The sequence below is a fragment of the Anaeromyxobacter oryzisoli genome (assembly GCF_022690765.1).
In the GTDB taxonomy this organism is placed as follows: domain Bacteria; phylum Myxococcota; class Myxococcia; order Myxococcales; family Anaeromyxobacteraceae; genus Anaeromyxobacter; species Anaeromyxobacter oryzisoli.
The window spans coordinates 1-11,272 of the sequence record NZ_JALCZA010000030.1; the positions used below are offsets into that span (position 1 = coordinate 1).

Annotated in this window: 11 protein-coding genes; 8 read left to right on the plus strand and 3 right to left on the minus strand. The window is 73.0% G+C overall.

The window, feature by feature from the left end:
- Positions 1 to 47: 47 nt before the first annotated feature.
- Positions 48 to 731, minus strand: coding sequence for an LrgB family protein (locus MNZ27_RS11370; RefSeq protein ID WP_242394182.1), 684 nt, complete (start codon positions 729 to 731; stop codon positions 48 to 50).
- Positions 728 to 1,099 carry a CidA/LrgA family protein gene (locus tag MNZ27_RS11375; protein ID WP_242394183.1) on the minus strand — a complete coding sequence of 124 codons (372 nt, stop codon included), beginning with the start codon at positions 1,097 to 1,099 and terminating at the stop codon, positions 728 to 730. Before MNZ27_RS11375 ends, MNZ27_RS11370 begins: the two co-directional genes overlap by 4 nt.
- A gap of 72 nt (positions 1,100 to 1,171) precedes the next feature.
- On the opposite strand from MNZ27_RS11375, the gene MNZ27_RS11380 reads away from it, so the two are divergent.
- From MNZ27_RS11380 to MNZ27_RS11390, 3 genes are read left to right on the plus strand one after another with little or no spacing between them, the layout of a single operon-like run.
- Positions 1,172 to 2,089, plus strand: coding sequence for a LysR family transcriptional regulator (locus MNZ27_RS11380; RefSeq protein WP_242394185.1), 918 nt, complete (start codon positions 1,172 to 1,174; stop codon positions 2,087 to 2,089).
- A 56-nt stretch (positions 2,090 to 2,145) separates the two neighbouring features.
- Positions 2,146 to 2,901 (plus strand): class I SAM-dependent methyltransferase, encoded by a 756-nt coding sequence (locus MNZ27_RS11385; protein ID WP_242394186.1) that lies wholly within the window; start codon positions 2,146 to 2,148, stop codon positions 2,899 to 2,901.
- The gene (locus tag MNZ27_RS11390; protein ID WP_242394187.1) at positions 2,883 to 3,674 is read left to right on the plus strand and encodes a glycosyltransferase; all 792 of its coding nucleotides are present in this window, start codon (positions 2,883 to 2,885) and stop codon (positions 3,672 to 3,674) included. Before MNZ27_RS11385 ends, MNZ27_RS11390 begins: the two co-directional genes overlap by 19 nt.
- A gap of 30 nt (positions 3,675 to 3,704) precedes the next feature.
- On the opposite strand, the gene MNZ27_RS11395 is transcribed toward MNZ27_RS11390, so the two are convergent.
- Positions 3,705 to 4,847 (minus strand): glycosyltransferase family protein, encoded by a 1,143-nt coding sequence (locus MNZ27_RS11395; RefSeq protein ID WP_242394188.1) that lies wholly within the window; start codon positions 4,845 to 4,847, stop codon positions 3,705 to 3,707.
- Here MNZ27_RS11395 and MNZ27_RS11400 point away from each other — a divergent pair.
- The 5 genes from MNZ27_RS11400 (at position 4,833) to MNZ27_RS11420 (ending at position 11,257) form a co-directional block, all read left to right on the plus strand.
- On the plus strand, positions 4,833 to 5,132 hold the full coding sequence (locus tag MNZ27_RS11400) for a hypothetical protein (RefSeq protein ID WP_242394189.1): 300 nt from the start codon (positions 4,833 to 4,835) through the stop codon (positions 5,130 to 5,132). The genes MNZ27_RS11395 and MNZ27_RS11400 overlap by 15 nt on opposite strands.
- A 176-nt stretch (positions 5,133 to 5,308) precedes the next feature.
- Entirely contained in the window at positions 5,309 to 6,205 is an 897-nt protein-coding gene (locus MNZ27_RS11405) for a class I SAM-dependent methyltransferase (RefSeq protein ID WP_242394190.1), read from the plus strand.
- Positions 6,206 to 6,754: 549 nt separating this feature from the next.
- Positions 6,755 to 7,201, plus strand: a complete 447-nt coding sequence (locus MNZ27_RS11410; RefSeq protein WP_242394191.1) for a hypothetical protein — start codon at positions 6,755 to 6,757, stop codon at positions 7,199 to 7,201.
- Positions 7,198 to 8,634 (plus strand): hypothetical protein, encoded by a 1,437-nt coding sequence (locus tag MNZ27_RS11415; protein WP_242394192.1) that lies wholly within the window; start codon positions 7,198 to 7,200, stop codon positions 8,632 to 8,634. The genes MNZ27_RS11410 and MNZ27_RS11415 overlap by 4 nt, the downstream gene beginning before the upstream one ends.
- A gap of 100 nt (positions 8,635 to 8,734) precedes the next feature.
- Positions 8,735 to 11,257 carry a glycosyltransferase gene (locus tag MNZ27_RS11420; protein WP_242394193.1) on the plus strand — a complete coding sequence of 841 codons (2,523 nt, stop codon included), beginning with the start codon at positions 8,735 to 8,737 and terminating at the stop codon, positions 11,255 to 11,257.
- Positions 11,258 to 11,272: the final 15 nt, after the last annotated feature.

Here is an 11,272-nt window from a genome sequence, read left to right on the forward strand (position 1 = left end):
GGCGCGCCCGCCGCCGGGCAGGCGGCCGCCGGGCCGGCGAGCGATGCCTATCCCCCGCGCAGCGCCAGGCGGAGCGCGGGGGTCGCCGCGAGGAGGAGCAGCCCCGCCGCGATCATGACGAGGCCCGCGACCGTCCCCTCGACGGCGCCCAGCTCGAGGGCGGTGGCGGTGCCCGCGCCGTGCGCGCCCATCCCGAGCAGCGCCCCGCGCGAGAGCGGGGAGCGGAGCGGGAGCCGCCGGACCAGCACCCGGCCCACCACGATTCCGACCAGCGCGGTGACGATCACGAAGACCGCGGCCAGGACCGGGGAGCCGCCGAGCGCGCTCGCCACGGTCATCGCGAACGGCGTGGTGATCGAGCGCGGCACCATGCTCGCCGCCTCGACGGCTCCCAGCCCGAGCGCGCGGGACAGCAGCGCCGAGCTCACCACCGCCACCGCGGAGCCGGTCCCGACGCCGGCCGCGAGCTCCACCGCGTGCCGCCGGAGGAGCGAGGCGTTCCGGTGGAGCGGGATCGCGAAGGCCACGGTGGTCGGCCCGAGCAGGGCCACGAGCCACCTCCCGCCGGCCATGTACGCGGCGTACGGCACCCCGGTGACGACCAGCAGCATCACCACCGCGGCGGGCACGACGAGGAGCGGCGACAGCCACACGGCCGGCCGGCGGCGGTACAGCGCGCGGGCCGCCGCGTAGAGCGCGCTGGTCGCGAGCAACCAGGCGAGCGCCCTCACCGGTCACCTCCGCGCCGGCACGAGACCGCGCACTCGACCGCGTACCCCGTCGCCACCATCACGGCCACGGTGCTCGCGGTCACCACCGCGAGCACCCGCAGCCCCTCGGCGCCGAGCAGCTCGGGGTACTGGACCGCCCCGACCGCCGCGGGGACGAAGAACAGCAGCATGTGGCGGAGGAGCCAGTCCGTGCCCGCCTCGAGCCACTCCGCGCGCACGACGCGGAGCTCCAGCGCGAGGAGCAGCAGCGCCATCCCCGACACCGGCCCCGGGATCGGGACGTGGAGGAGGGCGGAGAGGACGGTCCCTGCGCCCCAGAAGGCGGCCAGCGCGGAGACCTCGAGCGCGATGCGGAGAGCGGATGGCACGGCGGAGGAACCTAATTCGGCCGGCCGCATGAATGAAATGAATTCTATGGATAGAATCCATCTCGATCTGGAATGAGAGGGAGCGAGCCCGTGGAGCTGCGGAACATGGAGGTCTTCGTCGAGGTGGTGCGCCAGCGCGGCTTCACGCGCGCGGGGGCGGTCCTGCACCGATCGCAGTCCGCGGTGAGCAAGGCGGTGCGGGCCCTCGAGGACGAGGTCGGGGTGCCGCTGCTGGTCCGGGAGGGCCGGCGGGTCGAGCCCACCGACGCGGGGCGCGTGGTGTTCGAGCGCTCCGAGGCGGTGCTCCGGTCGGTGCGGGCAATGGACGAGGAGGTGGCGGACCTCTCGGCGCTGCGCCGGGGACGGGTCCGAGTCGGGCTGCCGCCGATGGTGGGCGCCGCCTTCTTCCCCGGGGTCCTGCGGGCGTTCCGCGACCGTCACCCCGGGATCACGCTCGAGCTGCGCGAGCAGGGGGCGCGCGAGATCGAGGCCGCGCTGGAGCGGCGCGACCTCGATCTCGGCGTGACGGTGCTCCCGTGCGACGAGGAGCTGTTCGATCCCCTCCCCTTCGTGCACGACGCGCTCGCCGCGGTGCTCCCCCCGACCCACCCCCTCGCCCACCGGAAGCGGCTCCGGCTCGCGGAGCTCGCGACGACGCCCCTCGTCCTGTACAGCCGCGACTTCGCCCTGCACCCGCGCATCCTCGACGCGTGCCGCGCGCGGGGGTTCTCGCCGCGCGTCGCGAGCGAGAGCGGGCAGTGGGACTTCATCGCCGCCATGGTCGCCGCGGACATGGGCGCCGCGCTCCTCCCCTGGACGATGTGCCGGCGGCTCGATCCCGGCCTGGTGCGGAGCGTCGAGCTCACCGACCCCACCATCGGCTGGAACCTCGCGCTCATCCGCCGGCGCGGCGCCCCCGCCTCGCAGGCCGCGCGCGCGTTCGTCGAGACCACGCGGGAGGTGCTCGCGGCCGGAGTGAAGAGCCGGTGACCTCCGAGCGCCTGCTGCGGCGCGTTGTCGCGGGGGTGCGACGATCCGTGGTAGGCATGCTCTTGGTGGACCTGATCGAGAGCACGCGGGCCCCGGAGCGCCGCCACCCGTGGGAGCGGGCGCGGTTCGCCTTCTTTCGCGAGGTGCTCGGAAGCGCGCGGCTCGACGCGGACGGGATGACCTTCCTCGACGTGGGCGCGGGGGATGGGTGGTTCGCGCGGCAGGTGGCGGCCACCGCTCCCGGGGTCGCGGTGCTGTGCTGGGACATCGGCTACGACGCCGCGGAGCTCGCCCCCGCCATGGGCGCGGGCGGTGCGGTCCGCTTCACGCCGGCGCGCCCGGACGGGCTGTTCGACGTGGTGCTCCTCCTCGACGTGCTGGAGCACGTCCCCGAAGACCGTGCGTTCCTGACGGATCTCGTGGCCACCAACCTGCGCCCCGGTGGACGGCTCCTGTTGAGCGTCCCCGCCTGGCGTTGCCTCTTCTCGTCACATGACGAGAGGCTCCGGCACCACCGGCGCTATACACCGGGCGATTGCCGGCGACTCCTCGCGTCCGCCGGCGTGGAGATCGAGCGAGCTGGGGGACTGTTCCACTCCCTCCTCCCCGCTCGCGCGCTCCTGGCGTCGGCCGAGCGTGTCAAGGTCGCGCGTCGCCAGCGCCATGCCGGCGAGTGGAGCGCCCCGCCGAGGCTCACCCGCCTTGTCGAGCGTCTCCTGGAGTGGGACACTGCCTTCTCCCTCGCCGCCAGCGCTCGCGGATGGGAAGTTCCCGGCCTGAGCTGGTGGGCGCTATGCCGAAGATCGTCCTGATCGTCCCCTGCTACGACGAGGCGGCGCGGCTGGATCGGGCCGAGTTCCTGCGGCTCGTCCGCGCTCGCCGCGATCTCGGGCTCCTGTTCGTGGACGACGGATCCCGCGACGGCACCGCCGAGGTGATCGAGTCGATGCGGGCACTCGAGGCGCGCGTCGCGCTGCACCGGCTCGAGCACAACCGCGGCAAGGCCGAGGCGGTCCGGCAGGGGCTCGCCGCCGCGCTCGAGCGCGGCGCCGAGGTCGTCGGGTACGCCGACGCGGACCTCGCGACGCCGGTGGAGGAGCTCCTCAGGCTCGTGCGCTCCATGGAGGAGAGCGGCGCCGCCGTCGTGCTGGGCTCGCGCGTCCGCCTGCTCGGGACCGCGGTCGAACGCCGGCCTTGGCGGCACTACCTGGGACGCGTCTTCGCGACGGTCGCGTCGCTCGCGCTCCGCCTGCCCGTGTACGACACCCAGTGCGGCGCGAAGCTGTTCCGCCGGACGGAGGCGCTGGCTCTGGCGATCGCGGCACCGTTCCGCTCGCGGTGGGTGTTCGACGTGGAGCTCCTCGACCGGCTCCTCTCCGGCTCGGGCTCCGCCCCGCCGCTCCAGGCGAGCGACTTCCGCGAGGTCCCGCTCCGCGCCTGGCGCGACGCCCGCGGCTCGAAGCTCGGGATCCGCGCGATGGTCCTGGCTGCGATCGAGATCGTCGGCATGCTCCTGCGGAGCCGGCTCCGCCGGCGACGCGCGGCGGTGGGGACGGAGCCGCACCTGGGCGACGACGTCGCGTGAACGCGCCGCCAGCGGTCCCGATGACCGCGTTCACTCCCCCGGCCGGGGATCGCGAGGCCGCGGCGGCACGATCGGCGGCGCAGCGATGGTCGGCGCGATGCGCTCGAAGCGGTCGTCCGCCGGCGCCCCGGCCTCGAGCGAGCGCCACAGCCACTCGACGGCGCCCTCCGCCGAGAAGCGGCCGGCGATCCCCGACGCCCGCAGCCGGACGCGCCGCTGCGCCTCCGGGGTGGTGAGCTCGGCGACCGTGGCCCGGAACGCCTCCGGGTCGTACGGGACCACCGCGCCGATCCCGTGCGCGGCGACGAAGCGGGCCGCCGCGGTCTTCGGGCTGCCGAGGACGATCACCGGCGCGTGCGCCGCCGCGACGGCGAAGACGATCCGGCTCGGCAGGCTGAAGCGCGAGATCCCCGGCCGGTCGTCCACCTCGTCGAGCGTCCCCGACGGGACCACGACGAACGGCGCCGCGCGGAGGCGCTCGACGAACTCCGGCTCGGGGAGCGCTCCGACCGCCTCGACGCCGTCCGCGGCGAGCGCGTCCCGGTCGAACCCCTCCCAGAAGGTCGCGAGCCCCGCCGGGCTCGACCAGTCGAGCCGGACGCCGGTGCCGCGCACCGTGCGCCGGAGGTCCTGATACCAGCGCGCGCCCCAGATGTTGCCGATGACCATCGGCCGGCCCGTGACCGGCACGTCCTCGGCGCCGGGCGGGCGCACGCGGTCGGCGGCGACCAGCGGCGGGGCGAGCCAGACCGGGCGGCGGTACTTCTCGGCGTACGCGTCCCGGAGCTCGGGCGAGATGGCGAACGCCACGCCGCTCTTGGCGAGCAGCTCGGCCATCAGGTCGTCGGGGATGGACGGCTCGAGGATGTTCTGGTCGTCCATGATCCACGTGACGAGCGGGGCGCCGCGCGCGTCGTGCAGCGCGATCGCCGTCATCACGTCGTCGGGGTAGTACGGCACGCAGAGGACGCGGCGGATCCCGACGCCGCGGAGGGCCCGCGCCACCCGTCGGCGCGCTGCGCCGCGGGAGCCGCGGCGGTGCCGCACCCGCACCGCGCGCGCGCCGAACTCCTGGCGGCCGCCGTAGTCGTCCCGGGACCGGACCGCGACCACGTCCTCGCCCGCGCCGAACAGGGTCCGGAGCAGCACGCCCACGCCGTGGCGGTCGTTCACCTCGCAGTGGCTGACGATCGCGTCGAGCGGCCGGCCGGGACCGCGCGCCGGACCGAGGCCGAAGAGGGCGGCGAGGCGACGGAGAACTGGGTGTCGCGGCGCACCCTGAGTGTGGATTTCGGTGGTGATTCGGCGAGTCATGAGTGCGGCCCGGGCTCACGCGGAGCTGAAGCGTACCAGTCCATGCCCGAGGCACTCAAGGAGCTTCCGGGACGGAGCGCCCCTAAACGCGACGCGGCGATCGGCGACTCCGCCGTCGAGATTCTCCTGCGTGCGCGCGCGTGACTTGCATCCCCCCGAGAAGAGCGCAACCGCGAGCGTACCGACGGTATAGTGACCGAATGTCTTCGACCGTTGTCGGTGCTCTGAAACGATTCTTCCCGTCGAAGCGTCCCGCGCCGACGCCAGCGCCCGGCCCGGATGACGTTGCTCGCAGGCTCGGTGAGGCGCTGCTCGAGCGCATGCAGGTCGACGCGTCCGCGCAGCCCGATCGCCTCGCGTTCGTGGAGGTGTCGAGTCTCGCCGAATATCAGGAATATCTCGGCAAGGCGGGCCCGGCGCTCCGGAACCGTGCCACGCTCGAGCGTCTCCTCGCCGCCCCCGGCGTCCCGTTCGAGTATCTCGGGTACGACGCTTGCGTAGGACAGTTCGTGGAGTACCCCGTCGATTTCGACTATGCGTGGCAGCGCGACGACGACGGGCTGCTTCTCCCGAACTACCGCGAGCGCCTGCTGAGTCCCCTCACGAGCCTCAACTGCAGACAGAGGGCGACGGTGCTTGCGTTGCGCCACCTGCTCGAGGAGCGAGATCCTTCCACGATCGCGATCTACGCCACCGAGGCGACGACGCCGGTCTTCGGTTTCCTCCAGCGCGTTTACCCGAAGCTCACGGGGAGCGAGTACCTCGGCGCAGACGTTCCGTCGGGGAGCATCCGGGACGGCGTGCGGCACGAGGACGTGACGCGCCTGACGTTCGCCGATGCGTCATTCGACGCGGTCGTCACGTGTGACGTGCTCGAGCACGTCCCCGCCTACGAGGACGCGCTGCATGAGTTCAGGCGTGTCCTCGTACCGGGCGGGTTCCTCCTCGCCACGGCCCCATTCCGCGCGGACCGACACGACCACCTCATCCGCGCTCGGCATTCGCGGTCGGGGGATATCGAGCACCTCGAGCCCCCCGAATACCACGGCGACCCGGTGAACCCCGCCGCCGGCATCCTCTGTTACCAGCACTTCGGCTGGAAGATCATGGAGGATCTCCGCGCAGCCGGCTTTCGTAGCGCGCGGGCGCTCCTCGTCTGGTCGTACTTCCATGGCATCTTGGGCGGGAACCAGATCCTGTTCCACGCGGTCGCCTGACCGCTCGCGGCCCGCCAGATCCGAGCATCGGCACCGATATTCCCGGTCGCGCTGGCCTCGATCCGGAGGCCTGTGACCGAGCGTCCACGTCATCGCACGAGTCGAACAGGGTCCGGAGCAGCACGCCCACGCCGTGGCGGTCGTTCACCTCGCAGTGGCTGACGATCGCGTCGAGCTGAGGGGTGGCGTCACGCAGGCGGTCGGCGCCGCCGAACCCCAGGAGCGACGTCAGCCTCCGACGGAGCGCCGCCAGCGGCGCGCCTGCGATGCGGACTGTTTCGGTGGATGGGTGGGTCATGGATCGGCGCGGGCGCCCGGGGCTCGCGCGGCGCTGGAACGTACCAGCCTGCCCGTGGGCGCTCAAGGAGCGCACCGCGGGACACGAGCTCGAGGAGCATCGCGCGCGCTGCGATGAGCTCTCATCCGATGCCAGGCCGCACCCCTGTCGAGATCCACCGGCGCCATGGAGCTCACGAAGCTCGTCCCGCCTCCCCCCAAGCCACGGGTTTCCCAGCACGTGCCGACGGATCCCATGGCAGTATTCACTCCGTGCTCAATCGCTCCGGCATCGCCAGCGCGCTCGCCCTGACCATCGCCAGCGTCTTGTGGCTCCGCGCGGTCAGGGATCCTCTTCCGCCGCGCGGCCCGGACCTGGCAGATGGCCTCGATCCGAAGTTCGAGCTCCTTCGCAAGGCGCTGCCCGACCACGCACGCGTGGGGGTCCTCTTGCCGACGGACACGATCTCCTCGATCGCGGGGGACCCAGCGCCCTACTATCTCGCGCAGTACGGGCTCGCGCCGCTCCTCGTTCATCGCGTCATCGTCGGCGATTGCGTGAGGGACGGGGCGAAGGCGTGCGGTGCCGACCGACTCGACTTCCTAGTCGAGGGCCTCGGCGGCCCACGGCAACCAGAGGTTGCCGGGCTGAAGACGCAGCTCCGACTCGGTCCGGTGGCGGTGACGGAAGGGCTTTCCCTCAGTCGGAGGCAGCCATGACCCGCGTCCTTGCAGTGGCGGCGGCCGTGGCGCTGCCCACTGTTGCGGCCTGGCCGCTCGTCTCTGGGCTCTGGGCTGCCGGCCGGCCTTGCGCGCTGCAGCGCCTGGGCAAGGTCGCCGCCGCGGCGATGGCGGGACTCGGGATCGTGTCGCTGGCGTCGTTCTTCTGGCTCCTCGCGGGCGGGACCCTCGGCCGCAGCTACGTGGCCGCCGAGGTGCCACTCCTCATGCTGCTCTGGCTGGCGCTCACCGCCTGGCGCCGGCGGGTGACGCGACGAGAGCAATCGCAGGCCTCCGCGGCACGAGAGCCCGTGCTGCCCTCCGGCAGCGTGGTCTGGAACGTCCTCGCGACCGCGCTGGTCGGAGTCGCCCTCGCGTTCGCGCTCTGGCGCCTGATCCGCATCGGGGCGGACCACCCGCACGGTGGGTGGGACGCGTGGGCCATCTGGAACCACCGTGCCCGCTTCATCTTCCGGGCCGGCGAGGATTGGCGCGAAGCGTTCGTCCCCGAGCTGTCTTGGAGCCACGTCGACTATCCGCTTCTCCTTCCGCTCTCCGTCGCACGGATCTGGGCATATGCCGGCGAGACGACGCTCGCGCCTGCAGTCGTCGCGGCCCTTTTCACGCTCGCGGCGGCCGCCACGCTCGCCGCGGGGGTGGCGGCGTCCGCGGGACCGGTCGCCGGCGCCACCGCGGCCATCCTCCTCCTCGGCACCCCCGGCTACGTCCACATGGGCGCTTCCCAGTACGCCGACGTTCCACTCGGGGCGCTCCTCGTCGTCGCGCTGGTGGCTTTGCTCGAGGCCGAGCGGACCGGTTTCCCCGGGCGAGCGCGGGCCCTCGTGCTGGGCGGGCTCTTCCTGGGCTTCGCCGGCTGGACCAAGAACGAGGGGCTCACGGCCGCGGCGATCGTGGTGCTGGCGCGGACCCTGCTGTCCTGGCGCGTCCGCGGGCTCGCGGCCTCGCTCCGGGAGCTCGTTCCCCTCGCGGCCGGCGCGGCGCTTCCCGCCGCGGCGTGGCTCGCCTTTCACTGGAGCGTCGCGCCACCATGGGCGGAGGAGTTCATCGGCCAGAACCGCACGGCACTAGCGCAGCACCTCATGGACGGTGACCGATGGAGCCTCATCCTGAGTGGGGTCGCGAAGGTCCTCCCCGGCGCGGAGCTCCACCTCCTCGCCGTGGCCGCGGGCCTCGCGATCCTGCTCGGGGCCCGCCCCCGCGGCGTCCTCCGGTCCCCGGCATTCGTCTCGGCCGCGCTGCTCTATGCGGCCGTCGTCGCCGGGTTCCTGGTGACGCCGAAACCGCTCGCGTGGCACCTCGCGACGGCCGCGGATCGGCTCGCCATGCAGCCCTGGCCCGTCCTGCTGCTGGGACTGCTCGCATCCGCGGCCCCGGAGGCGGGGCGGGCCGCAAGGGAGAGCAACCTAGAATGAACGCATCGATGGTGAACCCCGCTCCCCGATCGCGAGCGCGGCCTCCGGGCGCTCGGCCGCGGCCCCTCGCGCCGCTCGAACGCACAGGCTCGGCAAGCGCATGAAGGTCTGCCTCGTCACCTACGGCACGTTCTTCGATCCTGCCGCCGTCGTCGCCGGCAACAGCGTCCGCGCGTACTACCTCGCTCGGGCGCTCGTGGAGCGCGGCGTCGAGGTCGTCCACCTCTACCCCGACGTGCTCGCGCGGCACGCCCGGGCCGATGCGGCGGTGCCGGCGGGGATCCGCGTGCGGACCTACCGGGACGGTCCGGACCTGCTCGCCGAGATCGAGCGGGAGCGGCCCGCCGCGGTCCTCGTCGGGTACTGGGAGCTGCTGGAGCATTTCCCCGAGCGGTACGCGTTCCCCATCATCGTGGACGTGGTGGCGCCGCGGATCCTGGAGAACCTGTTCGAGGACCGCGATCTCACGGCGGAGGCCGATCGCCTCGTACGGCTGTATCGCCGCGCCGACCTGTTCCTCGCCGGCAACGAGCGCCAGCGCCACTTCCTCCTGCCCTGGCTCATCCTCGCCGGCTTTCGGTGCGCGACCGGCGCGCCCGTGGCGGTCGTGCCCATCTCCACCGAGCCGAGGGCGGCGGAGCCGCGCGCGCCCGGGGACGGCGAATGGCGCTTCGTCACCGGCGGCGTGAGCTGGCCGTGGCGACGCACCGAGGCCTACTTCGAGCCGCTCGTCGCCGCGCTCCCACAAGGACCGGCGCGGCTGGATCTCTTCGAGGGGCGATACGTGTACGGCGGCGCCGACGCACAGCCGCGGCGCTGGAGCTCGGAGCGGGTCACCTCGCACGACCTCCTCCCGTACGGCGAGATGCAGACGTTCCTCGCCACGACCGGCCACGTCGGGGTCGAGCTCGCCGACTACAACCTCGAGCGGGAGTTCAGCCAGTCGTTCCGTTCGGCCGACTTCCTGCGCAACGGGCTCCCGGTGCTCTGCAACAGGTACACGGAGCTCGCCGGCTGGATCGAGGCGTACGACGCGGGCTGGGTAGTGGACGATCCCGGGCAGATACCGGAGGTGATGCGCCGCATCTTCACTTCGCGCGAGGAGTGGACCACGAAGTCCCGGAACGCTCGCCGCCTCGTGGAGGAGCGGCTCCACTATGCGCGGACGATCGAGCCGGTCCACGCGTTCCTGCGCGAGCCGCGGCGACCGGAGCGCGGGCTGCGCCCGCTGCTCACGGCCTCGCTTTCGGCTCCCGAGCGCCATGCTCCGACGTTGCCTGCCTTCCCCTCTGTCCCGCTCCGTCGCCGCCTGCGCGGCGCGACCGCGTCCTTCTTGCGCGCGCTCCTTCCGACACGGAGCGACGCCATCCTGATGGTCACGCGGAGCGACGTCTTCCCGGCCGATCACGGTGCAGCGGTCAAGATCGATCGGACCGCCCGTGGGCTCGCCGAGAGCGCCTCGGCCGTGTATCTGGTGACCGACGATCCGAAGCGGTACCACCGCTACCAAGGCGGGCGTCACGACGAGCTGCGTTACCCGTGGCTCATCCGGAAGGTCACGCCGCGTCGGGAACGGGTACGCAAGCGCCTCCTCGCGGCGGGCCTCCCATCGGACGACGCCTTCCTCTATCACGCGGCGGTGGACTGGGGCTTCGTGGTCCGCGCGCTCTACATCGCCGTTCGCCACGGCGTGCGGCGGTACCAGGCGGAGTTCCCTGCGTACGCGAAGCCCTGCCTGCGCGCGCGACGCCTCCTCGGGGGCGTCGCCGCGATCGTCGAGCACAACGTCGAGTACCAGCGGATCGCGGCGCAACACCCGGATCTCCCGGAGAGCGTTCGTCGTTGGCTCCGGGGGCTCGAGCTCCGGCTCTGTGACCGCGTCGACGTGGTGGTGGCGGTCTCGAACGATGACCGGGACGCCCTGGTCCGCGACGGCGTACCGCCGGAGAAGGTCCGCGTCATCCCTCACGGCGTCGATCTCGCCGCGTTCGAGCGCGCGGCGCGCCTCGACACGCGGCGCCTCCTTGGGCTCCCGCCGGACTGCCCGCTCCTCGTCTACCACGGTACGTATCAGTACCCGCCGAACCTCGACGCCGTGCAGGTCCTCGCCGACGAGATCCTGCCGCGCCTGCACCAGCGGGGGATCCGTCCGAAGGTGCTCGCCGTGGGTCCGTTCCCGCCCGCCTCGTCGCCGCACGCGGACATCGTGTTCACCGGCTCGGTGCCCGAGGTGGCACCCTACCTGCTCGACGCGGACGTCGCGGTGGTGCCGCTCCGCAGCGGCGGGGGAACCCGCATGAAGGTGCTCGACTACTTCGCCGCTCGCGTCCCCGTGGTCGGCTCGTCGAAGGGGCTCGAGGGGCTCGCGCTCGTGGACGGCGAGCAGGCGCTCATCCGCGACGATCCCGACGCGTTCGCCGCGGCCGTCGCGGAGCTGCTCGGCTCGCCGGCGCGACGTGCCGCGCTCGCCGAAGCGGGGCGCAAGCATGTCGCGGCGCTCGACTGGTCACGGATCGCCGAGCGATATCTCGCCGAGTACCGCGCGCGAGAGATGTCCGGCGCGACGGCGAGACCGCCCGCGCGATCCGTCGAGAAAGGCGGTGCCGGCACGGCGGCAAGCTGAGGACAGGGCGCGGGC

Bases quoted from the DNA above. Each gene is read 5' to 3' on its own strand.
- MNZ27_RS11380 (WP_242394185.1), top strand. From the start codon at position 1,172: ATGAGAGGGAGCGAGCCCGTGGAGCTGCGGAACATGGAGGTCTTCGTC.
- MNZ27_RS11385 (WP_242394186.1), top strand. From the start codon at position 2,146: ATGCTCTTGGTGGACCTGATCGAGAGCACGCGGGCCCCGGAGCGCCGC.
- MNZ27_RS11390 (WP_242394187.1), top strand. From the start codon at position 2,883: ATGCCGAAGATCGTCCTGATCGTCCCCTGCTACGACGAGGCGGCGCGG.
- MNZ27_RS11415 (WP_242394192.1), top strand. From the start codon at position 7,198: ATGACCCGCGTCCTTGCAGTGGCGGCGGCCGTGGCGCTGCCCACTGTT.
- MNZ27_RS11420 (WP_242394193.1), top strand. From the start codon at position 8,735: ATGAAGGTCTGCCTCGTCACCTACGGCACGTTCTTCGATCCTGCCGCC.
- MNZ27_RS11405 (WP_242394190.1), top strand. From the start codon at position 5,309: ATGCAGGTCGACGCGTCCGCGCAGCCCGATCGCCTCGCGTTCGTGGAG.